This window comes from Bradyrhizobium sp. WCU1 (genome assembly GCF_053474805.1).
The window spans coordinates 679,279-705,110 of sequence record NZ_CM130280.1; the positions used below are offsets into that span (position 1 = coordinate 679,279).

The following is a 25,832-nucleotide window of genomic DNA, read 5'->3' on the forward strand; positions in this document are numbered from 1 at the left end:
AAACCGGTTGTCACCATCCCTACGCCAGCCGGCGAGCCGAAGGTCATGTCCGAGATCACGCAGCCCCGCATCCTTCTGATCGGTACTGGAGACACCAAGGCCGACGAATTGCTGTTCATGAGCGAGTGCATCGCGCGCGCCGGCGGCAGAACGATCATGATGGACATCAGCGTGCTCGGCGATCCGCCGTACCAGCCCGCACATGACAAGCACGCGGTGGCGGCCGCCGCCGAGACCACGATCGCTGCGATCGCATCGAGCGGCGACGAAAACTCCGCGATGTCGCTGATGGCGACTGGCGCCGCAAATCTCGCACGCGAGCTCGCGGCGCGCGACGCCATCGACGGCGTGATCGCGATCGGCGGCACGATGGGCACCGACCTTGCGCTCGACGTCGCGCAGGCGCTGCCGCTCGGCCTGCCGAAGCTGATCGTCTCGACGGTCGCATTTTCGCACCTGATCCCGCCCGAGCGCATCGCCGCCGATCTGATGATGATCCTGTGGGCCGGCGGGCTCTACGGCCTCAACGGCACCTGCACAGCGGTGCTGTCGCAGGCCTGCGGCGCCATCGTCGGCGCAGCGAAGAGCGCGATCAAGCCGCGCAAGGATCGGCCGCTGGTCGCGATCACCTCGCTCGGCAAGAGCTGCCTGCGCTACATGGTGGAGCTGAAGCCGCAGCTCGAACAGCGCGGCTACGAGGTCGTCGTCTTCCACACCACCGGCATGGGCGGCCGCGCGATGGAGTCGATCGCAGCTCAAGGCGGCTTCGCCGCGGTGCTGGATCTCAGTCTGCAGGAAGTCGCCAATCAGCTGACGGGCTCGGTGGTCAATTCCGGTGCAGACCGGCTGGAGAATGCAGGCAAAGCGGGTATTCCGCAGATCGTCGCTCCCGGCGCGATCGACATGGTGGATTTCCCGGCATGGCTTGGGGTCCCGAGCGAATTGTCGGATCGTCCGTTCCACGCGCATAACCGGCTGCTCGCGTCTGCGACCTCGGGCGCCGACGATCGCCGCCGGATCGCGGGCGCGATCGCCGACAAACTGTCCCGCGCCAGCGCGCCGGTCGCCTTCGTGCTGCCGGCCGGCGGCATCCAGCAATGGGACCGTGAGGGCGAGGCCCTGCACGACCCCGACGCCCTCGCCGCCTTTGTCGACGCCATGCGGTCGGCGGTCCGGCCACCGGTCGAGCTGCACGAGATCAAGGACCACATCAACAGCACGGCATTCAACGAAACGGTGCTTGCGATCTTCGATCGATGGGTCGCGGCCGGCATCGTCCCGGCGGGCCGCGCGACGGTGGCCGCATGACACGGCCGCTTGCCCAGGCACTGGTGCTCGACTTCGGGGGCGTCATCTCCAAGACCCTGTTCGAGACCCACGACCTGACCGAGCGCGCACTCGGGCTCGCACCATGCACGCTGAAATGGCTCGGCCCGTTCGCGCCCGACAGCGATCCGCTCTGGACGTCGATGCAGCGCGGCGAGATTTCCGAGCGCGACTACTGGCTGACCCGCAGCCGCGAGGTCGGGCGGATGGTCGGAGAAGACTGGCACGACATGGAAACCTTCGTGAAACGCGCACGCGGCGCCGATCCCGAAACCGTGATCCGCCCCGAGGCGGCGCGCGCGATCAATCTCGCCGCCGACGCCGGGTTACGGCTCGCCATCCTCTCCAACGAACTCGACCTGTTCTACGGTGCCGATTTCCGCACCCGGCTTTCCATTTTGGAGCGCTTCGATGCCATCGTCGACGCGACCCATACCGGGATCCTGAAACCGGACCCTCGCGCCTACCAAACCGTGCTGGACGAACTGGCCCTGGAGGCAGACAATTGCGTCTTCGTCGACGACCAGCGCCGCAACATCGCGGGCGCCGCGGCCTGCAACATGCGCACGGTGCTGTTCGACGTACGCAACCCGGCTGCGTCCTACAGCGAGGCGCTGCGGCATTTCGGGCTGCAATTCGAGTAACAGAGAACGATCATGCGCGACAGAAACTTCCTGGTTGAGAACAACGCCAAGCCGATCTGGCACCCGATGGCCCACCCCGCCGAGATGCGGGCGCAGCCGCCACGGATCGTGATGAAGGGCGAAGGCGTCCACGTCACCGACATCGACGGCAAGACCGTGATCGATGCCGTCGGTGGCCTGTGGAACGTCAACCTCGGCTACAGCTGCGATCCGATCAAGCAGGCAATCACCGAACAGCTCGGCGCGCTGCCGTACTATTCGGGATTCCGCGGCACCTCCAGCGGTCCCTCGATCGAGCTCGCCTACGAGCTCACCGAATGGTTCAAGCCGGAAGGCATGGTACGCGCCTTCTTCACCTCGGGCGGATCTGACTCGGTCGAGACTGCGCTGCGGCTTTCCCGGCAATACTGGAAGATCAAGGGCCAGGCCGACCGCACCAAATTCCTGGCGCTGAAGAAGGGCTATCACGGCACCCATTTCGGCGGCGCATCCGTCAACGGCAACGCCAACTTCCGCCGCAACTATGAGCCGATGCTGCCCGGCGTGTTCCACATCCCGGCGCCGTCGACCTATCGCAATCCCTTCAACGAAACCGACCCCGCAAAGCTCGCGCAGCTCTGCGCGGCGGCGATGGAGGAGGAGATCGCGTTCCAGGGCGCCGACACCATCGCGGCCTTCATCATGGAGCCGGTGCTGGGAGCCGGCGGCGTGATCGTGCCACCGGACAGTTTCATGAAGCTCGTGCGCGAGATCTGTGACCGTCACGGCATCCTGATGATCGCGGACGAGGTCGTCACCGGTTTTGGACGCACCGGCGCGTGGTCCGGCTCGCGGCTGTGGGGCGTGAAGCCCGACATGATGACGATGGCCAAGGCGATCACCTCGGGCTACTTCCCGCTCGGCGCGACGCTGATCGGCGAAGCCGTTGCGGATGCCTTCGAGGCCGACACGACGACATTCGGCTCGATCGGCCATGGCTATACCTATTCGGGCCATCCGGTCGGCTGCGCTGCAGGCATTGCGGCGCTCGCCGAGACCCGCCGCCTCAAGCTCGACGAGAATGCCGCCGCGCGCGGTAAGGATCTTGCGCAGGCGCTGGCCGCGCTCAAGGCCAAGCACGCTCTGGTCGGCGACGTCAGGGGCAAGGGTCTGATGGCCGCGCTCGAGCTGGTCGCCGATCGCGACAGCAAGAAGCCGGCCGACAAGAAAACCATGGCGAAGGTCGCGGGTGCCGCCTACGAAGCCGGCGTGATGCTGCGTGTCTCCGGCAACAACCTCATCCTGTCCCCTCCCCTCATCCTCACCTCACTGGACGTCAAGGCGATCGCTGACGGGATCGACGCCGGCCTCTCAGCGGCCGGCTGACAGCGCGCTGACGCAGGCCATGGCGCGCTCGAACGGCGTGCCGTCGGCTTTGTCGCGGTCGAGGCAGTCGGCGAGCGATGCCGCCGACATCCTTTGATCGGTGCAGAAGATCCGCATGAAGTCGGCAGCGAGCGCGACCTTGCGCGGCGTGGATTGCCGCTCCCAGTCGCCGCTGCTCAGATAGAGCAAGGACGCATCATCAGCGCCGCTTTCGGCCACCGCACTGCGCACGGCCGACTGGGCGGCCAGCAACGCCAGCAGCGCGCCGGCCATCGCGCCCAGGCGATGCGCGTGGCCTCTCATTTGCTCTCCCTGGCGTTCACAATCGGCGGCACGTCGAGCGCGGGATTGCGATCGAAGAAGTTGAACGGGCGCAGCCGGAAGCCATGCCAGAGGCCGGGCATGACAGGCCAATCCTCGGCACGCGGCACGTGACGGAAGCCGACCGTGTACCACAGCACGAGGTCGCGATCCTCGATCGGCCTCTTTGCCGAGGTCCATTTCGGCAGTCCATCGACGTCGGGGTTCTCGTTCGGATACATGCCGGCGGCGTAGCGCTCGTCCCTGGCGTAGGCCGAGGTCCATAGCGTGTAGGCGCTGAAGCCGGCGCGCAACTGGATCGGATCGTCCTTGGCGAGCAGCGAGACGTCGGAATGGCCGGGCATCAGCTGATAGCTGGTGCGGTAGCCCTGTTTGTTAGTCTTGCCCGTGCTCTCGATCCTGAATTGCGCGGCGCTCAGCGGCGTCGTGACCGGCCCTTCGGTCGCGACCGGTTTGGTGTCGACCTGCCACAGGCTCTTGCGTTGGCCCTCGTCGAGCCGGCGGACGCTGAAGCGATCCTCGACCAGTCGGTTCGCGGTACCGTCGACGTCCATGTCGATCCGGAACGTCATGTAGTGATCGTGATTGACCGCCAGCAATCGCTCGTCCACCAGCGTTCCGTAGGCGGTATCCTGCGCGGCCGTCGGATCGCTCAGAGTCTTGCTCGCCACGCCCTTGGTCGCGTCGATGCCGTAGGCGCCGAGCCGGACATCGATATTGCCGGCACGGTCGAACACGTAGTCAACCAGGTAGTCGTAGTTGCCGACCACCGGCGCCATCCGCACCACCAGCTCGTTGTTCGGCCGCACCTCGGCGGTGTTGTTGAGCAGCTCGCTGTGGCGCCAGATCGGATCGCCGGTCGGGCGTTCGAAGATGCAGACCGCGCCCTTGGAGACGACAGGCGCGCCCTTGGTGTCCGATATTGTCAGATCAAGATAGTGTGCGCCCTCGGGACAATCCACGCCGCGCTGCAATTCACTGGAGAGCACGCCAAAGCCGTATTCGCCGATGTCCATATAGGCGCGAAACGACCAGGTCGGTGCCGGATCCATATAGGGCACGAACATCTCGCTCGCGGAGATCTGATAGGCGATGTCGCGCAACGAGCCGTGGTCGTCATAGCGGATCAGCGACAGCACCGCGCCGACACGCGGCTCAAGACGGACATGGAACGACCAATTGTCCCAGTGGACCTGGCCGCCCTCCACCTTCACGTTGCTGCCCTCGGGCGCCATGATCTCGATCGGCTTCGGCGGCTTGCGGTATTTTCCGGAGTCGGCGTAGGCGTGCGATGGCGTCAGCGGCGGCGGCGCCACCACGCCAAGATCGGTCACCGACAGCACGGTCCTGCTCTTGAGATCGACCTGGGCGACCAGGTTCTCGATCGGCTTGCCCCAGAGATTGTTGCCGGCGCCCGTGGTGTCGACGCAGGGCACGTTGAGCAGGCGGCGGCCCTTCAGGGCCGGGTCGCTCACCGGCCCGACCGTCAGCGGCAGGCACAGCACATTCTTGAAGTCGGTGATGCCGCGCTTGGCCATCGCGGCGATCCAGCGCGGGTCCTGCTTCGGCAGATCGCCTGCGGACATCAACTCGTCGATGGTCAGCGCTGCCTCATGATCGCTGACCTCATCCCAGCCGACCAGGCTGCGCCCGGCGAGGTCGATATGCGCCTCGTAGAGGTGCCCGCTGCTCAGCAGGGTCGCGTGCGCCCGGCGTGCGAAGGGCTGTCCGGGCTTCCACGCCCGTACCTCGTCCTTGGGATCCTCTTCGACCGTCATCGAGACGACGCGCGCCGCATCGTCGAGCCTGCCGGCGCCGCGGAGGATTTCGGAGACCGATCGGATTTCGTCCGTCGTCAGCCCATCCATCGGGTGTGTCGCGGCGGCCTGCGGCCACATCCTGCGCTCGGCCTTTGCCGGCGTCACCAGTGTCGCCGCAACCAGGCCTGCCAATGCCCATCCGCCACGCCGGAATATCAGAGCCATCACGCCCTCCACTCAAAGCCAGAACGACCAGAATACAAGCAATGGTGACGGCGTGAAGGCCTGCCTCATCCGGTAACCCGTTCCGACACGACCGGCGGGATGGTCGCTCTGGCCGGGCGCGGCGCGGCGCGATGGACATCGAGCAGCCGCACGCCGAGGCGGTCGCGCAGCGCCGGCCAGATGCCGCGCGGCGCCACGATCATCACGACGACTGCAATGATGCCGAGGCCGACCAGATACCAGCCGCCGGACAGGCCAAGCGGCCCGGTCATCAACTCGCGCAAACCGAAGAAAATGATGACGCCGAGAATCGGGCCTTCGAGCGTGCCGATACCGCCGATGATCACGATGAACATCATATAGACCGACCAGTTGACGTCGAACGCCGCCAGCGGCGCGATGAACAGATTGCCCATGAAGCTGAGCGCACCGGCCAGCCCGCATCCGGCCGCCGACAGCACGAAGGCGATGAAGCGGTTGTGGCGGACGTCGACGCCGACGCTCATCGCGGCAAGATCGTTGTCGCGAACGCTCATCAGCCCGAGCCCGAAGCTCGAGGTCATCATCTTGTAGAGCGCCGCGATGGTGACCAGCGTCAGGCCGCCGGCGAGCCAGAACATCGTCGGCTCGAACCAGTCGAAATCGATCAGCTTGCTGGTGGCGAGCGGCACGCCGGAGGTGCCGCCGACCGCCTGCGACTTCATGGTGAACGCGCCGATGATCTCGGCGAACACCCACATCGCGATCGAGAAATAGGCGTCGCGCAGCCGGAACAGCGGAAAGGCGATGATCGCGGCGACGGCCGCGGCCACCAGCGGCGCCACCGGCAGCACCCAGATCGGGGTCACCTCGAGCCAGCCCGAGGTCAGGAACAGCGCATAGGCACCGAAGGCGATGAACACCTGGTGGCCGAGCGAGACCAGCCCGGCATAGCCCGCCAGCAGGTTCCACATCTGCGCCATGGTCAGCAGCAGCAGGCACTCGGTCGCGAGCCGCAGGAAGCCCTCGTTCAGCACGAAGGGCGCACCGGCAATGAGTGCGACGAGCACTACGGTAGAGGTCAGGAGAAGTGTCCGTGTCGGCATCGGCATCACACCCTGCTCGACACGAGACCCGACGGGCGGATCAGCAGCATGATGAAGAACAGCAGGTGCGCGTAGAGCAGCCCGGCATTCGGATCGATCTTCAGCCCGATCAGCTGCGCCATGCCGAGTGCGATGCCGCCGAGCAGCGCGCCCCAGAACGAGCCGAGCCCGCCGAGCACCACGACCTCGAAGGCGATCAAGAGCCGCTCGGCGCCCGAGAACGGCGTGAAGCTCGAGCGCACCGCGAGCAAGACGCCGCCGATCGCGCCGAGTGCGAGCGACAGGCCCATGACGTAGTTATAGACCCGGTCCGGCTTGACCCCGGACAGCCGGACGATGTCGCGGCGGTCGGCGGTGGCGCGCACGATGCGGCCGAACTCGGTGTGGCGCAGCACCAGTTGCAACGCCATGAACAACAACGCCGCAAGCACCAGGGTCAGCAGCGGCATGATGCCGATGTTGAGGCCGGCGATTTCGAGGCTGGCGCGCGAGAGCTCGCCGACCTGCAGGCTGCGCACGTCGGCGCCGAAGACCTCGACCATCACGTTGCGCAGGATCACCGAGACGCCAAAGGTCAGCAGCAGCGGCGACAGCGGATCGGGCGATGTCACGACCCGGTTGACGATGGCGGCCTGGTACAGCCATCCGACTGCAAAGGACAGCGCGATCACCGGGATCAGCATCAGCAGCGGCGACACCTGCGGAAACAGGTTGGACAGCAGCACGGCGCAGAACGCGCTCAGCACCATGAATTCGCCATGCGCGATGTTGACGACGCGCATCACGCCGAACACCAGCGCGAGCCCGATGCCGAGCAGCGCGTAGAGCCCGCCCAGCAGGGCCCCGTTGATCAATGTCTCAACCCAGATCATGTTGGTTGCCAACCTTGGCTAGTTTCCTGGCTAGTTTCCGAAATAGGCGTGCGTCAGCTGCTCCGGCTGCAACCCCTGCGCCGGGCCAGTCAACGACACCCGCCCCTTCAACAGGCAATAGATCCGCTCGGAGGTCGCGAGCGCGCGCTTGACGTCCTGCTCGACCAGCACGACCGCGGTGCCCTCGCGGCGGATGTCGGCGAACGAGCGATAGATCTGCTCGACCACGACGGGAGCAAGCCCGAGAGATATCTCGTCGCACAGCAAGAGCCGCGGATTCGACATCAGCGCGCGACCGATCGCCGCCATCTGCTGCTGGCCGCCGGAGAGCTGACCCGGAAACATCCGCCGCCGCTCTTCCAGGATCGGGAACAGGTCGAACACCCGCCGCAGGGTCCAGCTGCCCTTGCGACGGTTGACGCTGCCCATCAGCAGGTTCTCCTCGATGGTCAGCGAGTCGAACAGCAGGCGGCCCTCGGGCACCATGATGAGCCCGAGCCGCGACACCTGCTCGGCCGGCACCTGCGAGATGTCGATACCGTCGAAATGCACGGCCCCGCGCCGCTCCTCGTTGAGCCCGACCAGTGCCTTCAAGAAGGTTGACTTGCCGGCGCCGTTGGCGCCGACCAGCGCCACCGCCTCGCCGTCGGCGACGGTGAAGTTCATGTCGAACACGGCCTGGAGATCGCCGTAGAATATCTCGAGGCCGTTCACATCAAGCAACGCCATCGGCCTTCAATCCCATGTAGATCTCGCGTACCACGGCGCTGTCCATCACCTCCGCCGGCGGCCCCTCGAGCACCTTGCGGCCGAAATCGAGCACCAAGATACGATCCGACACCGCGCGCAGCGCATGCGGAATGTGTTCGATCCAGATCATGGCGTGATCGGCCTTGACCGACTTAATGATGGCAACGAGTCGCTCGACCTCGGGCTCGGTGAGACCGGCGGCGATCTCGTCGAGCAGAATCAGCTTCGGCTTCGAGGCCAGCGCCTTGGCGAATTCCAGCCGCTTGCGGTCGATCAGCGGCAAGGCGCCGGCGAGCTTGTCGGCCTTGGCGTCGAGCCCGGTCCGCTGCAGCACTTCCATGGTCCAGCTCGATGCCGCCTCGCCGTACAGGCCGGCGCCGTAGGATGCGGCGACCAGCGCGTTCTCATAGACCGACAGATGCGGAAACGGCTGCGGGATCTGGAACGCGCGCCCGAGCCCCATTCGTGCCCTTTGGTGCGGCGGCAGCCCTGTGATCTCCTTGTCATCCAGCATGATCGAACCGCCGTCGGCCGTGAGCAGGCCGACGACCAGGTTGAGCAGCGAGCTCTTGCCGGCGCCGTTCGGGCCGATCACGCCAAGGCATTCGCCGCGCGCCAGCTCGAAGCTGACGGCGTCGGCGACCACGATCTCGCCGAAGCGCTTCGACAGCCCGCTGACGCGCAGAAGCGGTGCCATCTCAGGCCAGCTTGGAGAGCAGCTGGAGATCGGCCTGCTTCGGGATGAACGGCGCGGTGCCGTTGTGCACGATCAGGAGCTCGTATTTCGACTTTCCGCCCTTGGTCTTGCGCCATTGCCCGCCCGACAGCGAGGTCACCGCGACATTCTTGATCGGGCTGTCCTTGAACTTGACCCGACCGACCACGGTCTCCATGTCGAGGCCGGCGATCGCATCGCGCAGCGAGTTCTTGTCCTTCGGATCGCTGTTCTGCAGCGCCGCGAGGCCGACCTCCCACAGCGCGTGGGCATAGCCGATCGGCTGGGTCCACTGCTTGCCGGTGGTCTTCTCCCACTCGGCAGCGAGTTCGGCAGCGCTCTGGCCGGTCAGCGACGACTTGAACGGATAGGCCGGCGTCCACCACACCTCGGTCGACATGCCGTCGCCGCGATCGCCGAGCGCGTTCACCGCGGCCGGGAACAGGAAGGCCGCCGCCACCGTGCAGATCTGCGGCTTGAAGCCGGCCTGCGCGGCCTGGTTCCACAGCGTCACCCAGTGATTGCTGAAGGTGAAGCCGGAGACGATGTCGACGCCGTTGTTCTTGAACAGCGCAATCTGGTTGGTGAAATCGTCGGTCGCGATCTGGAATTTGCCGGCCGAGAATTCCTGATAGCCGGCCCCCGAGATGCCGGCCGGCAGCCCGAGCTTCGGATCGGAGAATGCCTGGCCCGGCGGATTGTCGATGTAGAGCGTGCCGACCTTCTTGTTGGTCTCGACCGACTGCCACATGCCGAGGAAGTTCCTGGCGACGTCGTCGGCTCCCCAGAAGAAGTGATAGCTGTAGGGAAAGCCCTTGTCCGGCGTCGACTTGCGCGGGAACATCCAGCCCTGCCACGGCACCTGGGTCGAGATCGTCGGAATGCCGCGCGCGTCGGCGAGCTCCTGCACCGGCGGCTGGGCGTCGCCGTCCTCGATCAGGATCAAGTCGCACTTTTCACGCAGCACCAATTCACTCGCGATCACCGACGAGCGGTTCGGATCGGATTGATTGTCCTTGAACACCAGCTCGACCTGATAGGTCTTGCCGCCGATCTTCAGGCCGTCCTTCAGCCGCGCCTTGATGCGCTCGTGGATCCAGGGATCGGGTTCGGCGAACTGCGCGCGGACGCCCGAGAGGCACCCGACCCAGCCGATCTTGAGGGTGTTGCCGGCGGCCCGCGCGATGTTCACCAGCGGCACGTTCATCGCCGACGCCAGTCCGGTGGCGCCGGCCGCCTTCAGCAGCGTGCGCCGGTCGAGCCGGCCGGACGCTGTCGTCTTTGAATTCTCGGTCATGTCCCTCTCCCCTGAAACAATTGTCTGAACTACGTCTCGTCTCAAGCCGCAGATCGTTGAATCGCCGCACGGCTCACCGCGGCAAACTTGCACAAGGTGTTCTCGATGATCTGGCGCGGGATGCCGCGCACGATGAAGACAAGCCGCGAGCGCCGGTCGGCTGAAGGCCAGCCGGCAAGCGTGATCGGCGGATGGAACACATGCTGCACGCCATGCACCACCATGGGCGCATCCGGCTGCTCGGCGACATGCACGAGCGCCTTGAAGCGTAGCAGGTCCTCACCCTTGAGCGCCGCGACATAATCGAGCCAGCGCGCGAATGCCTCGCGCCCGATCGGCTCGTCGATGATCAGGCTGTAGGACGACACGCCGGCATCGTGCGCGTGATGGCTGTGATGGCCGCAATCTGCCCCATGGCAATCGTGATCGGCGCGATGATGCGGTTCGTTCGCCGCCTGCGCTGCCAGATCGAACCAGCGCACCACGTCGCCGGACCGGGCCGACGGATCGAACAGCCCGGCGTCGAGGACCTTCGCCGGATCGACCATTCCATTGCGGATCTGGTGGCGCGCGGCGACCGGATTGATCGCCGCGAGTTGCGCGTCGAGCCGCGCCAAAGCGTCATCGGCGGCAAGATCGATCTTGGTCACCAGCAACCGGTCGGCGACCGCAACCTGCCTGATCGCCTCGCCATGCGCGGCAAGGGTGTGTACGCCGTTGACGGCATCGACGGTCGCGACCACGCCGTCGATCCGGTAGCGACTGAGAATATCGGGCGCGGTCATCAGCGTGTGCAGCACCGGCACGGGATCGGCGAGCCCGGTGGTCTCGACCAGCACGCGGTGAAACGGCGGGATCGTACCGGCAGCGCGGCGCGCGGCGAGATCGGCCAACGTCTCGATCAGATCCTCGCGCACTGAACAGCAGATGCAGCCATTGTCGAGCAGCGCCAGCCTGTCCTCGCTGCTCTCGACCAGCAGGTGATCCAGCGCCACCTCGCCGAACTCGTTGATGATGGCGACGACGCCATTGAGTTCCTTCTGGCGCAGCAGATGGTTCAGCACCGTGGTCTTGCCGCTGCCGAGGAAGCCGGTCAGCACCGTGACCGGGATATGATCCGATGCTGTCATCACTCGCCCCGTTCGTAGACCCTGCGGCCTTCGAAGAAGGTCATCTCGACCCGCGTGTCGGCGAGCTGATCCGGCGGGACGTCGAAGATCATCTGGTCGAGCACGATCAGGTCGGCCGACTTGCCGACCTCGATCGAGCCGATCGACTGGCCAAGGCCGGCCGCGCGCGCGGCATCGATGGTGTAGATGTCGATCACGGTCTTGAGATCGAGCGCCTGCTCCGCCCACAGCGACTTGCCGGGAAAGTCCCCGGTCGGGTTTTGCCGTGTCACCATGCCCTCGATGCCTTGCCAGGGATCGGGGATCGGGATGACAGGCCAGTCCGAGCCGCCGGCCATCAGCGCGCCGGCCTCCTTCAAATCCTTGTTCGGCCAGAAGCGCTGCGCCCGCTCCTCGCCCATCGCGGCCTTGTGCGCCTCAAGGAAGATGGTCGGATACCAGATGATCGGTGACAGGTCGGCGGCAACGCCGAGCTCGGCGAAGCGCCTGATGTCGTCAGGCGCGATGTAGCTCGCATGAGCGATCTGGTGAATCAGGTTGGTCGGGCCGTTGAAGCTGCGCACGACATCGATGGCATCGAGCGCCTGCGTCACCGCGGCATCTCCAGCGCAATGGATCTTGGCGGCAAGGCCGAGCTTCTCGCATCGCCCGAGCCAGCGGATCAGGTCCGGCACGGTCAGCATCGTCGCGCCGCGGAAACAGCAGCCACGCACGGGATCGGCCAGATAGGGCTCATGGAAGGCGGCAGTCTTGGCACCCGGCACGCCGTCGAGGAACACCTTGACGTAGTCCGGCTTCACATGCGCGCCGCGATAGTCTTCGCGCAGCGCAAACAGCTCCTCGCCGGCCTTGCCGAACATGAAGCCCGGCTCAACCACCGGCATCGCGCAGACCGCCCAGGCGGTGAGCTCGCCCCGATCGTCGAGGCCCTTCAGCGCCGCCATGATCGGCTGCATGCTGGCGGCGTCGATGAAAGCGGTGACACCGTAAGAGTTCAGCACCGAGATCGAGCGCGCCACCGCGGCGCGGTCCATCTCCGGCGTGTAGTGACCGGACGCCGCCAGCGCCCGCTCGACCAGGCCCGAGGCGGCCTCGATCATGATCCCGGTCAGCGTCCCGGTCTTGAGGTCGCGGCCGATCTCGCCGTCGGTCGGATCGTCGGTATCGGCCTGCACGCCGGCAAGCCGCAGCGCCGCCGAGCTCGCCCAGCGATTGTGATAGGTGTCGTCGCGCAACACGACGGGATGGCCGAGGCATGCCGCGTCGAGCAGCGCGCAGGATTCCGCGGTGTTCATCTCGTTCAGCAGATTGTTGCCGAACTGGCCGCCGACGATCCAGGCGCCGGGCGCAGCAGCCGAGGCCGCCTTATGCAGGGTCTCGGCGATCCTCGGCACGCTGTCGGCGTTGGAGAAGCGCAGCTCGTAGAGATCGGCCTGCCCGCCCATCATGATGTGATTGTGGATGTCGACGATTCCCGGCATCGCCATCCGCCCGCCGAGATCGACGGTTGCGGTCCCCTCGCCGATCAGCGATGCGACGTCGCGCTCCTCGCCGACCGCGATGAACCGGCCGGCCTTGACCGCCGCGCAGGCCACCCAAGGCTGCCCTCGGTTCGACGTGTAGATCCGACCGTTGCGGAAGACCGTGTCGGCGAATGTCCTGGTCATGCGGATCAACTTCTCGATTGGGAAAGCCTGGAGCGCTCACTGTGCGGTGCACAGCGGCCGAACCGCGCACGACACCAGCGTGACGCCAACCGTTCGGCATGTCGGCATTTGGAACAATCCACCGTCCGGTGGATGCTCGCCGCCTCCCGCAATGCGGGGAAGCGGCGGCGCTCTAGAATCCCAGCGCCAGACCGTCCTTGCGATGGTCTGAGGCGCCGAGCAGGACACCGCGCGCATGGTCGATGCGGATCGCCTGGCAGCCGCCGATCGGCTCCTCGGAGAATCGCGCATCGTGGCCACGGGCGCGCAGCTCGTCGCGGATATCGGGTGATATCGTGGTCTCCAACGACAGCGCGCCGTCGAAGGCAAAGGAGCGCGGCGCCTCGGCCGCCGCCTGGATGTCCATCTTCAGGTCGAAGACGTTCGACAGCAGATTGGCATGGCCCGCGGCCTGGTAGTGCCCGCCCATCACCCCGAACGACATCACGGTCTTGCCGTCCTTGCGTACCAGGCCGGGGATGATCGTGTGCATCGGACGCTTGCGGGGTCCGAGTGAATTGAGGTGCCCGGGCCTCGCGCGGAAGCTCCAGCCGCGGTTGTGCAGCAGGATACCCGATTTCGGCGCGTAGATGCCGCTGCCGAACGGATAGAACAGCGAGTTGATCAGCGAGACGGCGTTGAGGTCGCGATCGACCACCGTGACATAGACGGTGTCGCGGTGCTCGATATCGTCCCAGGTCGCGGGCGCGGACGCACGGCTCATGTCGATCTTGCTGCGGATCAGGCCGATATGGTCCTCGGCGAGGAATGCAGCCGGATCGACCTTGCTGGTGCCGGGATCGCAAAAGAAGGCGTCGCGCGCGCGGTAGGCCGCCTTGGTCGCTTCGGCGAGCAGATGAATGCGATCGACTTGCGCGAGGGCGCCGACATCGAAGCCTGCGAGCGTGCGCAGGATCATCAGCGCGGCGAGGCCCTGCCCGTTCGGCGGACACTCGACGACGTCATGGTCATGGTAGCGCGCCGAGATCGGCTGCACATAATCCGAGGCGTGCGCCGCGAAATCGTCGCCGTGGTGGGCGCCGCCGAGGCCACGCAAGATATTCACCATCTCGTCGGCGGCCTCGCCCGCGTAGAACGCGTCGCGGCCGTGCTGCGCGATCCGGCGCAGGGTCCGGCCGAGCGCAGGTTGCGTACGGATGTCGCCAACCTCAGGCACCTTGCCGCCGGGAAGGAACTGGGCCGCCGCGTTGCCGTCGATCTCGATCCGCGCCCGGAAGCGGCGCCAATCCTCGGCAACGCGCGGCGTGACGCAGAAGCCCTGCTCGGCAGCCGCGATCGCCGGCCGGAAGATCTCCTCCAGCGGCTTGCTGCCGTGATCGGCGACCAGCCGGCACCATGCATCGATCGCGCCGGGCACGGTCACAGCCTCGGGCGCGGTCGGCGGAATGTCGCGGGCGCCGCTTCCGGAATATTTTCCGGCGTCGGTGCCGGCAGGTGTGCGGCCGGAACCGTTGAGCGCGATCGGCGCGCCGGCCTTCGGCGAATAGAGTGCGAAGCAGTCGCCGCCGATCCCGGTCATCTGCGGCTCGACCACGCCCTGCACCGCGACCGCCGCCACCGCGGCATCGACGGCATTGCCGCCGGCCTTCAGCATCTCGACCGCGGCAAGCGTTGCCTGCGGATGCGAGGTCGCGGCCATGCCGCGCTCCGCAACCGCCACCGAACGGCCGATGGCCATGAAATCACGCATGTCGCTTCCTCTGATGTTGCGAGCGGCAGCCGCTCGCCAACATTGTCGAAAACGACACCGGTCCTACGGAGAAATTTCGTCTCGGGCGTGCCGTAGCGGCAATCCACCTAACGGTGGATCGGGTGGAGGCGACTCGATCGGCACCCGTAACGGAGTTGTAGGACGGGCACCCCATCCTACAGGCGCCGCACCGTCAATAATTCCTATTTTGACTCACAGATCGGCAACACACTCGCCGTCGTCCCGGCGCAGGCCGGGACCCATACGCCGCAGCAGGTGTTGTGAACGGGACTCGTCAGTCCAGCAACGCGCCTCAATCAGCAACGGTGGCAATGGGTCCCCTGAGTTCACAAACGAAGTGCAACACTTCCAACTGGAGGTGTTGCCATGGGGCGGACTTACAAGCAGCTCTCCCTGGAGGAGCGATGCGAGATTGCCAGGCTTTCGGCCGGTGGCAGCTCGATCCGGCAAATCGCGGCAGCTTTGGATCGCCCGCCATCAACGATCTCTCGGGAGCTGAACCGTAATTCTGGCGTTCAGGTCGGCTACAAGCCCAGCTATGCCCAGCAACAGATGCGAGCGCGGCGCTGGACGGGCTCTCGCCTCGAACGGGAGGCCGGCCTGCGCCGTGCGGTGTTGGAACGTCTTGGCCGGGGCTGGTCGCCCGAGCAGGTCGCCGGCCGGCTGGCTCGCGAGCACGGCCGCAAGGTGATCTCCTATGAGAGCATCTACCGCTTCATTTATGCCCAGCTCACCCGCACCTCGGACTTCAGCTGGCGGCGCTACCTGCCGCGCGGCAAGAGCAAGCGCGGTCGCCGCGGCAAGCGGGGCGGCAGTCCCGCAAGCTTCATCGAAGGCCGTGTTTCGCTGGATCTGCGCCCCGTCGAGGTCGCCGATCGCAAGACCCCGGGCCATTGGGAGGCCGACCTCATGATGTTCTCCAAATACGGTCAGCAGATCCTGGCCGTGCATGAGCGCACCTCCCGCCTGTTGCTCGGCGTCCCCCTCGCAAGCAAGCTCGCCTCCGGCGTCGCTCACCATCTCGTACGCCTGTTCGAGGTCCTGCCACAGCCGATCCGCCAGACCGTCACCTTCGACAACGGCACCGAGTTCGCATCTCACCTTGCCTTGCAAAGCCTCTTGATCAAGACGTACTTCTGCGATCCCCACGCCCCCTGGCAAAAAGGGGGCATCGAGAACGCCATCGGCCGCATGCGCCGCTTCATCCCGCGCAACACCGACCTCGAAAAGCTGCCAACCCGCCGCCTGCGCAAGTCCATCGCCGCCTACAACAACACCCCGCGCAAATGCCTTGACTTCAGGACCCCGGCAGAGGTCTTTGCTGCTCAAGTGTTGCACTTCGAGTGTGAATCCACCTCCCGGCCTGCGCCGGGACGACGTGCTGGAAGGCCACGGACTTACAATCTACAGCCCGCGCCCCTCAATGCGGCCGCGACATCATCGCCACCACGGCCGAGCGGGTCTCGACGCCGAGCTTCTCGAAGATATGGATCAGGTGCGTCTTCACCGTCGCGAGCCCGATGTTCAGGCACTCGCCGATCTCGCGATTGGTCCGGCCGCAGCCAAGGAGCTCGACGACTTCCATCTCGCGCGAGGTCAGGCCGTAACGCGCCGGCTCATCGGAACTGGATGACAGGCGACTGGTCAGGTTGAACTCGAGATAGTCGTGGATCTTCTCGGCAATATGCATGCTGCCGTCGGGGATCGCACAGCCCGGCGCCCAGAGCACGCTCATTCCGGCGACGATGCGGTCGTTGCGGCGGAAGAAGAACTCGATCATGTCGGCGACGCCGCACTGGCCGGCGAAGGCGCGATAGGTCGCAGCCTCCTGGGAGGCGCATTGGTCGAGGGCGATGCTCAGCCTGGCGATCGGCCGGTTGCTGGCAGAGCGCGGATGCAGCGGATCGAGCCGGTTCATGCCGGCCAGATACTGATCGTGGAAGCTCGGCGGGACGTTGCTGCTCAGCACGAAGCGGTTGAGGGTCAAATTACCGTCGACCTCGTAGAACGCGGTCGCGGAACCCTCGAGAATGCCTCGCGCGAACTGAATGGCCTGCGTGGTCGCCGGATCCGGTCGGCCCAGAAGCGCGATCATGACCTACCTCCCGATGTTTCCCGATGGCGAACGTCTGCGCGTCGCATGCCCGGCACGCTGGGGCAGACGCAGGGCGTAGTCAAGCAATTTGCGGGCCAAACCGGCACCACGCACAATCCTCGAAACGGTTACGCCGGAGTAACCCGACGGCCCCTCCACCATCCGGTTGATTGCGAGCGGCGCGGCGCATGCGGAACCTTCAGACATCTTCCGATATCATTGCTGGATCAAGAATGAATTCGCGTCGCATCATGGCCGCCTTCCCCTCGGCGGCCGACCAACAAGTCACGCTCGCCAACTGGCGTCAGCATCCGTTCAGCGAGTGGGGATTTCGCAACGTTCGCGAGCTGCTGCCCACCGCAAACATCGCGCGCGCCCAGACGCCGGCGCCGCTGTCCTTTGCGCCCCGCCATCTCGACGACATCGGCTTCGCTGACCCGCGCAGCGAGACGATCGGCGTCGGTCAGGCGCTGCGCGCCAGCCATACCGACGGCATCGTGGTGTCGCATCGCGGACAGGTCGTGTTCGAATGGTACGCGCATGGCCTGACACCTGACACCCCGCACCTCATTTTCTCCGTCAGCAAATCGGTCGCCGGAACGCTTGGCGGCATCCTGGCCGATCGCGGCATGCTCGATCCCGACGCGCCGGTGACGCGCTATATCCCGGAGATGGAAGGATCGGTCTATGGCGGCAGCTGCACGGTGCGGCATCTGCTCGACATGAGCGTCGGCATCCGGTTCGAAGAGGATTACATGGCGCGCGACGGTGACGTCGTGAACTACCGCCGCTCCACCGGCTGGGAGCCGCCGGATCCGGCTGTTCCACCGACCAATTTGCGCGATTATCTGCGCACCCTGCGGCCAAACGGCGCGCCGCACGGCGAGACCTTCCACTACGTCTCGACCAATACCGACGTGCTCGGCTGGGTCTATGAGCACGCCTGCGGCATGTCCTACGCGAAGATCCTCTCGCAATATCTGTGGCAGCCGATGGGCGCCGAGCACGACGCCTACATCACGGTCGATTCCCGCGGCGCGGCGCGCGTCGCCGGCGGCATCTGCGCGACGCTGCGCGACCTCGCCCGCTTCGGCGAGATGATGCGCAATCACGGTATCAGCAACGGACGACAGGTCGTACCCGGCTGGTGGGTCGACGACATCAGGCAGAACGGCAACGCCGAGGCCTGGTCGCGCGGTGACCTGACCAAGGTGTTCCCGAACGGCAATTACCGCAACAAATGGTACACCCTCGACCGGCGCGAAACGCCGTTTGCCGCCGTCGGCATCCATGGCCAGTGGATCTATATCGATCCGGCCCACGAGACCGTGATCGCGCGTGTCTCCTCGCAGCCGCTGCCGATGGATCTCGATCTCGACCACATGTGGATGCGCGGCTATCGCGCGATCGCGGCCAGGCTTGGCGGCGACGCCTGACGGCTGCGACAGGGGGATATCATGGGACCATCGATCAACCGCCGCCGCCTGCTGCAGATGGGCGCAGGCGCGGGCCTCGGCGTTGCGATGCCAAGTCTTGCGATGCCAGGTATCGCGCGGGCCAGCACCAAAACGATCACCGCCGTCATGCACGCGCCGCTGCGCGCCACCGATCCGATCATGACGACGGCGTGGACGGCGCGCAACCACGGCTACATGATCTACGACACGCTGTTCTCGACCAACTCGAAGTTCGAGATCAAGCCGCAGATGGTCGAGGCCTGGGAGGTCTCTGCCGACAACCTCATTTATACATTCCGCCTGCGGCCCGGCCTCAAATTCCATGACGGTAGTGCGGTGACCTCGGCCGACGTGATCCCCTCGCTGCAGCGCTGGTCCAAGCGCGACTCGATGGGCCAGAAGCTGTTCGAGTTCGTCGCCGAGCTTAAGGCGGTCGACGAGCGGACCTTCCGCATGGCGCTGAAGGAGCCGTGCGGCTTCGTGCTCGCCGCGCTCGGCAAGCCGACCGCCAACGTGCCCTTCATCGTGCCGGCGCGGATCGCCGCGACGCCCGCCGACCAGGCCATCACGGATCATCTCGGCTCCGGGCCATTCCGTTTCGTGACGCCGGAATTCCAACCCGGTGTGAAAGCGGCTTACGAGAAGAACCCCGACTACGTCTCGCGCGACGAGCCGTCGGACGGCACCGGCGGCGGCAAGGTGGTGAAGATCGGCCGCTACGAATGGATCAGCGTGCCGGACTTCCAGATCGCGACCAACGCGCTGATGAACGACGAGATCGACTATTTCGAGGTGCCGCCGCACGACCATCATCCATTGCTGGCGCGCGCCGCGAACGTCGAGCTGACCGATTACAACACGCTCGGCTTCTCCGGCATGTGCCGGATGAACTGGCTGGTGCCGCCGTTCGACCGGGTGGAGATCCGCCAGGCCGTGCTGCACGCAGTGAACCAGAAGGACTGGCTCGACACCCAGATCGGCAACCCCGATTACTACAAGGTCACCCCGGCGATCTTCGTCGCCGGCACGCCGTTCGAGAGTACGATCGGCTGGTCGACCAGAGCAGACACCGCAAAGGCCAAGGAGCTGCTCAAGCAGGGCGGCTACAAGGGCGAGCCGATCACGATCCTGCACGCGACCGACGCCCCGATCATCACCGCGCTCGGCACGGTCACGGCCGAGGCGTTGCGCGCGATCGGCATGAACGTCAACCTGCTGGCGATGGACTGGGGATCGGTGGTGGCGCGGCGCGCCAAGCAATCGATGCCGGCCGAGGGCGGCTGGTCGCTCTATCATTCGACCTGGGCGAGCGCCGACCTCGTCAATCCGATCGGCAATGCCTGCGTCAACGGCAAGGGCAAGAATGGCGGCTTCTTCGGCTGGGTCGAGGACGCCGAACTCGAGCGGCTGCGCGACGGTTTTGCCCGCGCTGCGGCGCCGGCGGACCAGAAGGCGATCGCCGACAAGATCCAGGCGCGCGCCTATGAGGTGGTCACCCACGTCCCGACCGGGCAGTACAACCAGCCGGCCGCGACGCGAAAGGCGTTGAAGGACATCGTCCGCGCCCCGGTGCCGCTGTTCTGGAACGTCGACAAGACCGGCTGACGGGGCGCTAAAGCGCGATGAGATCAGGTTGAATCGTCATCGCGCTTTGGTTCTCGTTTAAGCATGATCTTTTCGGAAAACCGCTTCGCACTTTTCCGGATCATGCCCTATTCGACCGGCGGCCGCCGCGTGTGCCAGTCGGTCACCGACTGGTACGCTGCGCCGGCGCGGACCAGCACGTCTTCGGAGAGATGCGGGCCGACCAGCTGCATGCTGAGCGGCATCCGGTCGGATGCCATGCCCATCGGCAATGTGATGGTCGGGCTGCCCGAGAAGTCGAACACCGCCGTGAAGCGCAGGATGCTCAGGAGCACATTGGGATCGGCGCCGTACTCGCTCATCTTCGTCAGCGTCGGGATCGGCACCGGCATCGTCGGGATCAGGAGGAGATCGATATCCTCGAACATCGCAGCAAGGCTGCCACCGAACTTGAGCCGCTCGTGATGGATCGCGGCAATATCGACGCCGCTGACCGACCTGCCCTGCTCGATCAGCTGGGCGAGGTCCGGTCCATACTCCGACTTCCGCGTCGGGTAGGTGTCGAGATGCGCCTCAGCCGTCTCCACCGAGCACATCGCAATCCACTGGCTGACGAGTTTCTGGTACGGCGGGAAATGCACCTCGCGGATGTCGGCACCGAGATCGGCCAGCGTGCGCTCGGCTTGCAGCAATGCTGTTACGACCTGTCGGTCGATTCCCTCCTGGGTGTACCTGCGATCAACGCCGATCCTGAGGCCCCTGATGCCCTCGCCGATCCCGGCCAGATAATTCGGCACCGGCGCCCTCAAGGCGGTCGGATCATTGGCATCGGCGCCGGCGATGACGCCGAGCATCGCAGCCGCATCCGCCGCGCTCCGGCACATCGGTCCGACATGATCGAGCGAATCCGCCAGCGGGAAGATGCCGTGCCGGCTGACGCGGCCCCAGGTCGGCTTGATCCCGGTCAAGCCGCAAGTCGCCGACGGAAACCGGATCGAGCCGCCGGTGTCGCTGCCGATCGAGCCGTAGCAGAGCCCGGCCGAGGTCGCGACGCCCGATCCGCTCGACGAGGAGCCGACCCAATAGTTCACATTCCACGGATTGAGCGGAGCCTCGACGGCCGGATGGTGGCTGGTATAGGCGCCCTCCGTCATCTTCAGCTTGCCGAGCGTCACCGCGCCGGCGAGCTCCAGCCGGTCCACGATCGTGGCGTTGAAGGACGGCACGAACCTGGCGTGGATCGTCGTGCCGCCCGCGGTCGGCGCAAACGACGTATAGCAGAGGTCCTTCAGCCCGATCGGAACGCCGTGCAGCGGGCCGCGCCAGATGCCCCTGGCGATTTCCGCGTCATGCTGTTTCGCCTGGGCCATGGCCCGCTCCGCGAGCACGTGCACATAGCCATGGAATTGCCCATCCAACTTCGCGATCCGGCTCAGGATCGTCTCCGTGATCTCCGAAGGTTTCGCTTCGCCGCGGCGGATAAGCCCGGAGATCTCGGTGATCGACTTGTAGTGCAATGGATCTGCTGACATGTCGCTGTGGCCCAACTAGAACTGGACGCCGCGCGTCAGCGCACCGTCGACGACGAGGTTGGTCCCCGTGATGAAGCTCGCCGCCCTGCTCGCCAGGAACACGGCGGCGTTGGCCATCTCCTGCGGCGTGCCCATGCGGCCGGTCGGGTTGAGCGCCAGCGCGGACTTGTACAGTTCGGGATTGCTGTCCTTGATCATGTTCCAGACACCGCCCTCGAAATAGGTGTTGCCCGGCGACACCGAATTGGCGCGGATGCCCTTGGCCGCCAACTGGTAGGCGAGCCCCTGCGTGTAGTGGATGATCGCGGCCTTGAACGTCCCGTACGGACCGCTGGCAAAATCGACCTCGCGACCCGACACGCTGGAGATGGTGACGATCGCGGCCGCCTTGCTCTTCTCGAGATGGGGCATCGCGGCGTTGACGAGCCGCACCGTGCCCATCATGTCGGTGGAGAATTCCTTCTCCCAGCTTTCCTCGTCCTGTCCGATCGACAGCGCGCTGACATTGGCGACCACGACATCGATACCGCCGAGCCTGGACGCCATGTCGGCGACCCAGGCTTTCAGTGCGGGCCCGTTCGCGACGTCGACGGCAGAACCGAACGCCGCAACGCCCTTGGCCTTGATCGCGGTGACCGCGGCATCGACGTCAGCCTGATTGCGCGCGCAGATGCCGACATTGGCGCCCTCGGCCGCGAATGTGTCAGCGATTGCCCGACCGATGCCCTTGGTGCTGCCGGTGACGAGAACCTTTGCTCCCTTGAGTCCCAGATCCATATCCATTCCCTCCATTGTTATCGATTATGGAACACGCACGTTCGAACCGAATTGCGCGGCCGATCAAAGCAGCAGCTGCGCGCGCACATTGTCTTCGTTGACCTCCTCATCGGCCAGCGATCGCGTGATCTTGCCCTTCTCCATGATGTAGCAGCGCTGCGCGACCGCGAGAATGGTGTCGAGATTCTGCTCGACGATGATGATCGTCGTCCCAAGCTCCGTACGGAACGATTTCAGTGCCTCGCAGATATGCTGCACGATCGAGGGCTGAATCCCCTCGGACGGCTCGTCGAGGATCATCAGGGACGGGTTGCCGATCAGCGCGCGGCCGATCGCAAGCTGCTGCTGCTCGCCGCCCGACATGGTGCCCGCGATCTGGCGCCGGCGTTCCTTCAGACGCGGAAAATACGCGTAGACCAGTTCCGGCAGCTTCTTCCCCTCGGGGCCGCCGATCAATTCGCCGACCTGCAAATTCTCCTCGACGCTCATCTGTGGAAACACGTCGCGACCTTGCGGGATATAGCCGAAGCCGGCGCGCGCGCGCGCATCGGCCTCGAGTTGCGTGACGTCCTGGTCCATGAAGGTGATGGTGCCGCGCCAGGTTTGCAGCAGGCCGATCAGGCAGCGCATCAGCGTCGACTTGCCGACGCCATTGCGGCCGATCACCCCGACGATCTCGCCGCGCGAGACCTGCATGCTGACGCCCTGCAGGATCGGCGTCGCGCCGTAGCCCGCCCAAAGTCCCGAGACGTCCAGAATGCGATCAGTGGGCATGGGTCTTACCCAGATAGATTTCGGCGACCTTCTCGTCTTCCAGGATGGATTCGAGGCTGCCGTGTGCGAAGATCTTGCCGAGATGCAGCACCGTGACGCGCTGGGCGACCTGTCGGACGAACGCCATGTCGTGCTCGACAACCAGCACCGTCATGCCCTCGGCATTGAACGACTTGATCAGCTCACCGGTCTTGTAGGTCTCCTCCGGCGACATGCCGGCGGTCGGCTCGTCCAGCAGCAGCAGTTGCGGCTGCAACGCCAGCGCCATGCCGATTTCGAGCCATTGCTGCTGGCCGTGCGACAGCGCGCCGGCGAGCTTGCCGGAGTCCTCGACGAGATTGAGCAGCGACAGCAGCCGTTCCTCCTCGGCGCTGCGTTCGGCGCCCGAAAGCCGGTCCTGGAGAGCGATCTGGATGTTCTGCCGCACCGGCAGCTCCTTGAACACGCTGGGCGCCTGCATCTTGATGCTCATGCCACGCTGCACCCGCGCATAGGGACGCTCCGCGGTGATGTCGACGGAATCGAAGAAGATGCTGCCCGCGGTCGGCGGATAGAGACCGACGATCAGCTTGAACAGCGTGCTCTTCCCGGCTCCATTGGGCCCGATCAGGCAGTGCACTTCGCCGGCATTGACCGTCAGATCGACCTCGGAGACCGCGGTCAACCCGCCGAAACGCTTGGAGACGCCTTTCACATCGACCAGCGCCATGATCAGGTCTCATCCGATTGCAGACGGCCGGCATCGGCCAGCGCGGGGCTCTCGTCGCGCCGCCGGCGCCTGGACCACCAATCGACCACGAGTTTGCCGATGCCGAGCACAAAGCCCTGCGGCGCCAGCATCACGGTGGCGAGCAGCAGCACGCCCATCAGCACCAGCGCAGCCTGCTGGCTATAGACGGTGATGGTCTGGAAGCCGAACAGCAGCAGGAACGAACCGACCAGGGTCGCGGTCAGATCGTTGCGGCCGGAGAACGCGACCCAGACGATCGGCATCGCGGCGGCCGGCAACCCGATGCTGGAGGGCGTGATGAACTGCCCCCAGGAGGTGTACAGCGCACCGCTGAGGCCCGCGAGGCCGCTGCCGATCACGAAGGTCAGGAGCTGATACTTGCGGACGTCGTAACCCAGCATCTCGGCGCGCTGCGGGTTTTCCCGCGTCGCCACGATCACATTGCCGACGCCCGAGTTCACCAGCATGCGCAGCGCGATGTAGACGATCACGATCAGCGCGATCATGACGTAGTAGAGCGCCGATCCCTCGATGTCGAAGCTGCCGACGGTGAGCGGGTCCATCCCCTTCATGCCGTTGAAGCCGTTCAGCCGGGCCGGACCGATATGCCATTCGGGCCCGGCGGTCTGCCCGAGGAAGAAGGCAAGCACCAATGTCGCCGACAGCGTCACGATGCCGAAGAAGATCCCGCTGATGCCGCCCCAGATCATGAAGTAGCCGAGGATTCCCGCCGCGATCATCGCGATGACGACCGACAGGACAAGTGCGGCGATCGTGGCCGTTCCGCCGCCCATATTGATGGCAAGCACGCCATAGCCGTAACCGGCGATGCCGAAGAAGAAGGTCTGGCCGAACGACAGCATGCCGCCGTAGCCCCACATCAGGCAGAGCCCGAGCGCCATGAAGATCCAGATCAGGAAGTAGGCGAAATTGCCGACATCATAGGAATCGGCGAACAGCGGATAGATCAGCGCGCCTGCCAGCACGGCAAGGAAGCAGGACCAGAAGATCCTGCCGCGTCCGAGCGTCTGCGGACCGTCGAGCAGCTTCAACATCGGAAATTCCTGTCTAGCGCCCACGACGCACCAGCACGCTGGATAGCCCTTCGGGCAGCACACGTATGATCAGGATCACAGCAAACAGCATGCCGATCTGCCCGATGATCTGCCCGTAGCTCGCATTCAGCGCCATTCGTATCATCGCCAGGAACACCGCAGCCGGCGCGGTTCCAAGCAGCACATTTGCGCCGCCGATCACCACGGTCACGAAGCTCTCGACCACGAAGGTCGCGCCCATGGTCGGGATCAACGTCATGGTCGGCGCGTACAGCGCGCCGCAGAGTCCTGCAAGCGCCGTGCCGATCCCGAAGCTGATGGAATAGATCCGTCCAGTCCGCGCACCGAGTGCCTTCGCCATGGCTGCGTTCTGCATCGTCGCCCGCGCGATCACGCCAAAGCGCGTCTTCATGAAGATGATGTAGAGCCCGGCCAACACCGCCACCGCGCAGCCGAACAGCACGAGGCGGTAGGTTGAGAACGTGTAGCCCCCGATCGCGAAACTGCCCTCCGGCGTGCCGATGCCGCGCACCGCGGAGCCGACGATCAGCAGCATCGACTGCGTCACGATCAGGCTGAGGCCCCAAGTGGCGAGCAGCGAGTCGAGCGGGCGCTTGTAGAAGCGACGCACGATCAGCAGCTCGACGATCATGCCGATGATCCCTGCGGTCAGCGCGGCCATGATCTGGGCGATCGGCAGCGGTACGCCGAGATTGACGAGCCCGACCGTCACATAAGCGCCGCACATGATGAACTCGCCATGCGCCATGTTGATGACGCCCATCATGCCGAACACGATGGCAAGGCCCGCCGCGGACAGGATCAGGAACGCGAAGACGTCGGCGAATTGATAGAATATCGAGAAGAGTTCAGCCGACATTCCGCTCTCCGTGGTCACGG

At 65.4% G+C, this 25,832-nt stretch carries 22 protein-coding genes and 1 pseudogene; 6 read left to right on the forward strand and 17 right to left on the reverse strand.

Translation table 11 applies throughout. From position 1 onward, the window contains the following. The first annotated feature begins 45 nt into the window (after positions 1-45). The 3 genes from ACTUWL_RS03195 to ACTUWL_RS03205 are packed head-to-tail and all read left to right on the forward strand — an operon-like array spanning position 46 to position 3,335. Positions 46-1,308, forward strand: a complete 1,263-nt coding sequence (locus ACTUWL_RS03195) for a Tm-1-like ATP-binding domain-containing protein (RefSeq protein WP_021081583.1) — start codon at positions 46-48, stop codon at positions 1,306-1,308. Further along, the gene (locus tag ACTUWL_RS03200) at positions 1,305-1,970 is read left to right on the forward strand and encodes an HAD family hydrolase (RefSeq protein WP_021081584.1); all 666 of its coding nucleotides are present in this window, start codon (positions 1,305-1,307) and stop codon (positions 1,968-1,970) included. The genes ACTUWL_RS03195 and ACTUWL_RS03200 overlap by 4 nt, the downstream gene beginning before the upstream one ends. 12 nt (positions 1,971-1,982) lie before the next feature. Next, positions 1,983-3,335 (forward strand): aminotransferase class III-fold pyridoxal phosphate-dependent enzyme, encoded by a 1,353-nt coding sequence (locus ACTUWL_RS03205; RefSeq protein ID WP_021081585.1) that lies wholly within the window; start codon positions 1,983-1,985, stop codon positions 3,333-3,335. Here the strand turns inward: ACTUWL_RS03205 and ACTUWL_RS03210 are convergent. From ACTUWL_RS03210 to ACTUWL_RS03255, 10 genes are all read right to left on the reverse strand, one after another. Then, positions 3,321-3,638 carry a hypothetical protein gene (locus tag ACTUWL_RS03210; RefSeq protein WP_021081586.1) on the reverse strand — a complete coding sequence of 106 codons (318 nt, stop codon included), beginning with the start codon at positions 3,636-3,638 and terminating at the stop codon, positions 3,321-3,323. The genes ACTUWL_RS03205 and ACTUWL_RS03210 overlap by 15 nt on opposite strands. After that, the gene (locus ACTUWL_RS03215) at positions 3,635-5,641 is read right to left on the reverse strand and encodes a copper amine oxidase (RefSeq protein ID WP_021081587.1); all 2,007 of its coding nucleotides are present in this window, start codon (positions 5,639-5,641) and stop codon (positions 3,635-3,637) included. The genes ACTUWL_RS03210 and ACTUWL_RS03215 overlap by 4 nt, the downstream gene beginning before the upstream one ends. A 65-nt stretch (positions 5,642-5,706) precedes the next feature. Further along, the gene (locus tag ACTUWL_RS03220) at positions 5,707-6,732 is read right to left on the reverse strand and encodes a branched-chain amino acid ABC transporter permease (protein ID WP_021081588.1); all 1,026 of its coding nucleotides are present in this window, start codon (positions 6,730-6,732) and stop codon (positions 5,707-5,709) included. Next, entirely contained in the window at positions 6,732-7,598 is an 867-nt protein-coding gene (locus ACTUWL_RS03225; RefSeq protein WP_021081589.1) for a branched-chain amino acid ABC transporter permease, read from the reverse strand. Before ACTUWL_RS03225 ends, ACTUWL_RS03220 begins: the two co-directional genes overlap by 1 nt. A gap of 30 nt (positions 7,599-7,628) precedes the next feature. Continuing rightward, a complete protein-coding gene (locus ACTUWL_RS03230) occupies positions 7,629-8,327 on the reverse strand; it encodes an ABC transporter ATP-binding protein (RefSeq protein WP_021081590.1) in 699 nt (232 codons plus the stop codon). Then, positions 8,314-9,045: an ABC transporter ATP-binding protein gene (locus tag ACTUWL_RS03235; RefSeq protein ID WP_021081591.1), complete on the reverse strand. Its 732-nt coding sequence runs from the start codon at positions 9,043-9,045 to the stop codon at positions 8,314-8,316. Before ACTUWL_RS03235 ends, ACTUWL_RS03230 begins: the two co-directional genes overlap by 14 nt. A gap of 1 nt (position 9,046) precedes the next feature. Continuing rightward, complete coding sequence (locus tag ACTUWL_RS03240) at positions 9,047-10,360, reverse strand: ABC transporter substrate-binding protein (RefSeq protein WP_021081592.1); 1,314 nt, start codon at positions 10,358-10,360, stop codon at positions 9,047-9,049. Between the two features lie 41 nt (positions 10,361-10,401). Continuing rightward, positions 10,402-11,490 carry a CobW family GTP-binding protein gene (locus ACTUWL_RS03245; RefSeq protein ID WP_021081593.1) on the reverse strand — a complete coding sequence of 363 codons (1,089 nt, stop codon included), beginning with the start codon at positions 11,488-11,490 and terminating at the stop codon, positions 10,402-10,404. Next, the gene (locus ACTUWL_RS03250; protein ID WP_021081594.1) at positions 11,490-13,157 is read right to left on the reverse strand and encodes an amidohydrolase; all 1,668 of its coding nucleotides are present in this window, start codon (positions 13,155-13,157) and stop codon (positions 11,490-11,492) included. The genes ACTUWL_RS03245 and ACTUWL_RS03250 overlap by 1 nt, the downstream gene beginning before the upstream one ends. A gap of 172 nt (positions 13,158-13,329) precedes the next feature. Then, complete coding sequence (locus ACTUWL_RS03255) at positions 13,330-14,907, reverse strand: gamma-glutamyltransferase family protein (protein ID WP_021081595.1); 1,578 nt, start codon at positions 14,905-14,907, stop codon at positions 13,330-13,332. Between the two features lie 387 nt (positions 14,908-15,294). Here ACTUWL_RS03255 and ACTUWL_RS03260 point away from each other — a divergent pair. Next, a pseudogene (locus tag ACTUWL_RS03260) lies at positions 15,295-16,284 on the forward strand (IS30 family transposase); the annotation flags it as partial. A 64-nt stretch (positions 16,285-16,348) separates the two neighbouring features. Here the strand turns inward: ACTUWL_RS03260 and ACTUWL_RS03265 are convergent. Then, on the reverse strand, positions 16,349-17,023 hold the full coding sequence (locus tag ACTUWL_RS03265; protein WP_021082195.1) for a helix-turn-helix transcriptional regulator: 675 nt from the start codon (positions 17,021-17,023) through the stop codon (positions 16,349-16,351). A 233-nt stretch (positions 17,024-17,256) separates the two neighbouring features. Here ACTUWL_RS03265 and ACTUWL_RS03270 point away from each other — a divergent pair, with 233 nt between their 5' ends. Both ACTUWL_RS03270 and ACTUWL_RS03275 read left to right on the forward strand, forming a co-directional pair. Beyond that, positions 17,257-18,459, forward strand: a complete 1,203-nt coding sequence (locus ACTUWL_RS03270; protein WP_021082194.1) for a serine hydrolase domain-containing protein — start codon at positions 17,257-17,259, stop codon at positions 18,457-18,459. A gap of 21 nt (positions 18,460-18,480) precedes the next feature. Then, positions 18,481-20,085 (forward strand): ABC transporter substrate-binding protein, encoded by a 1,605-nt coding sequence (locus ACTUWL_RS03275; RefSeq protein ID WP_021082193.1) that lies wholly within the window; start codon positions 18,481-18,483, stop codon positions 20,083-20,085. A 107-nt stretch (positions 20,086-20,192) separates the two neighbouring features. On the opposite strand, the gene ACTUWL_RS03280 is transcribed toward ACTUWL_RS03275, so the two are convergent. The 6 genes from ACTUWL_RS03280 to ACTUWL_RS03305 form a co-directional block, all read right to left on the reverse strand. After that, positions 20,193-21,596 (reverse strand): amidase, encoded by a 1,404-nt coding sequence (locus ACTUWL_RS03280; RefSeq protein ID WP_021082192.1) that lies wholly within the window; start codon positions 21,594-21,596, stop codon positions 20,193-20,195. Positions 21,597-21,611: 15 nt separating this feature from the next. Beyond that, positions 21,612-22,373 carry an SDR family NAD(P)-dependent oxidoreductase gene (locus ACTUWL_RS03285; RefSeq protein ID WP_021082191.1) on the reverse strand — a complete coding sequence of 254 codons (762 nt, stop codon included), beginning with the start codon at positions 22,371-22,373 and terminating at the stop codon, positions 21,612-21,614. Positions 22,374-22,436: 63 nt separating this feature from the next. After that, the gene (locus tag ACTUWL_RS03290; protein ID WP_021082190.1) at positions 22,437-23,147 is read right to left on the reverse strand and encodes an ABC transporter ATP-binding protein; all 711 of its coding nucleotides are present in this window, start codon (positions 23,145-23,147) and stop codon (positions 22,437-22,439) included. Next, positions 23,137-23,856, reverse strand: coding sequence for an ABC transporter ATP-binding protein (locus ACTUWL_RS03295; protein ID WP_021082189.1), 720 nt, complete (start codon positions 23,854-23,856; stop codon positions 23,137-23,139). The genes ACTUWL_RS03290 and ACTUWL_RS03295 overlap by 11 nt, the downstream gene beginning before the upstream one ends. Positions 23,857-23,858: 2 nt before the next feature. Further along, positions 23,859-24,932: a branched-chain amino acid ABC transporter permease gene (locus tag ACTUWL_RS03300; protein ID WP_021082188.1), complete on the reverse strand. Its 1,074-nt coding sequence runs from the start codon at positions 24,930-24,932 to the stop codon at positions 23,859-23,861. 13 nt (positions 24,933-24,945) lie between these two features. Next, positions 24,946-25,812: an ABC transporter permease subunit gene (locus ACTUWL_RS03305; protein WP_021082187.1), complete on the reverse strand. Its 867-nt coding sequence runs from the start codon at positions 25,810-25,812 to the stop codon at positions 24,946-24,948. Positions 25,813-25,832: the final 20 nt, after the last annotated feature.

What these genes read in the sequence shown, in the direction of transcription:
- ACTUWL_RS03195 (WP_021081583.1), top strand. Translation starts at nt 46, where the DNA reads ATGTCCGAGATCACGCAGCCCCGCATCCTTCTGATCGGTACTGGAGAC.
- ACTUWL_RS03200 (WP_021081584.1), top strand. Translation starts at nt 1,305, where the DNA reads ATGACACGGCCGCTTGCCCAGGCACTGGTGCTCGACTTCGGGGGCGTC.
- ACTUWL_RS03205 (WP_021081585.1), top strand. Translation starts at nt 1,983, where the DNA reads ATGCGCGACAGAAACTTCCTGGTTGAGAACAACGCCAAGCCGATCTGG.
- ACTUWL_RS03210 (WP_021081586.1), bottom strand. Translation starts at nt 3,638, where the DNA reads ATGAGAGGCCACGCGCATCGCCTGGGCGCGATGGCCGGCGCGCTGCTG.
- ACTUWL_RS03215 (WP_021081587.1), bottom strand. Translation starts at nt 5,641, where the DNA reads ATGGCTCTGATATTCCGGCGTGGCGGATGGGCATTGGCAGGCCTGGTT.
- ACTUWL_RS03220 (WP_021081588.1), bottom strand. Translation starts at nt 6,732, where the DNA reads ATGCCGATGCCGACACGGACACTTCTCCTGACCTCTACCGTAGTGCTC.
- ACTUWL_RS03225 (WP_021081589.1), bottom strand. Translation starts at nt 7,598, where the DNA reads ATGATCTGGGTTGAGACATTGATCAACGGGGCCCTGCTGGGCGGGCTC.
- ACTUWL_RS03230 (WP_021081590.1), bottom strand. Translation starts at nt 8,327, where the DNA reads ATGGCGTTGCTTGATGTGAACGGCCTCGAGATATTCTACGGCGATCTC.
- ACTUWL_RS03235 (WP_021081591.1), bottom strand. Translation starts at nt 9,045, where the DNA reads ATGGCACCGCTTCTGCGCGTCAGCGGGCTGTCGAAGCGCTTCGGCGAG.
- ACTUWL_RS03240 (WP_021081592.1), bottom strand. Translation starts at nt 10,360, where the DNA reads ATGACCGAGAATTCAAAGACGACAGCGTCCGGCCGGCTCGACCGGCGC.
- ACTUWL_RS03245 (WP_021081593.1), bottom strand. Translation starts at nt 11,490, where the DNA reads ATGACAGCATCGGATCATATCCCGGTCACGGTGCTGACCGGCTTCCTC.
- ACTUWL_RS03250 (WP_021081594.1), bottom strand. Translation starts at nt 13,157, where the DNA reads ATGACCAGGACATTCGCCGACACGGTCTTCCGCAACGGTCGGATCTAC.
- ACTUWL_RS03255 (WP_021081595.1), bottom strand. Translation starts at nt 14,907, where the DNA reads ATGCGTGATTTCATGGCCATCGGCCGTTCGGTGGCGGTTGCGGAGCGC.
- ACTUWL_RS03265 (WP_021082195.1), bottom strand. Translation starts at nt 17,023, where the DNA reads ATGATCGCGCTTCTGGGCCGACCGGATCCGGCGACCACGCAGGCCATT.
- ACTUWL_RS03270 (WP_021082194.1), top strand. Translation starts at nt 17,257, where the DNA reads ATGAATTCGCGTCGCATCATGGCCGCCTTCCCCTCGGCGGCCGACCAA.
- ACTUWL_RS03275 (WP_021082193.1), top strand. Translation starts at nt 18,481, where the DNA reads ATGGGACCATCGATCAACCGCCGCCGCCTGCTGCAGATGGGCGCAGGC.
- ACTUWL_RS03280 (WP_021082192.1), bottom strand. Translation starts at nt 21,596, where the DNA reads ATGTCAGCAGATCCATTGCACTACAAGTCGATCACCGAGATCTCCGGG.
- ACTUWL_RS03285 (WP_021082191.1), bottom strand. Translation starts at nt 22,373, where the DNA reads ATGGATCTGGGACTCAAGGGAGCAAAGGTTCTCGTCACCGGCAGCACC.
- ACTUWL_RS03290 (WP_021082190.1), bottom strand. Translation starts at nt 23,147, where the DNA reads ATGCCCACTGATCGCATTCTGGACGTCTCGGGACTTTGGGCGGGCTAC.
- ACTUWL_RS03295 (WP_021082189.1), bottom strand. Translation starts at nt 23,856, where the DNA reads ATGGCGCTGGTCGATGTGAAAGGCGTCTCCAAGCGTTTCGGCGGGTTG.
- ACTUWL_RS03300 (WP_021082188.1), bottom strand. Translation starts at nt 24,932, where the DNA reads ATGTTGAAGCTGCTCGACGGTCCGCAGACGCTCGGACGCGGCAGGATC.
- ACTUWL_RS03305 (WP_021082187.1), bottom strand. Translation starts at nt 25,812, where the DNA reads ATGTCGGCTGAACTCTTCTCGATATTCTATCAATTCGCCGACGTCTTC.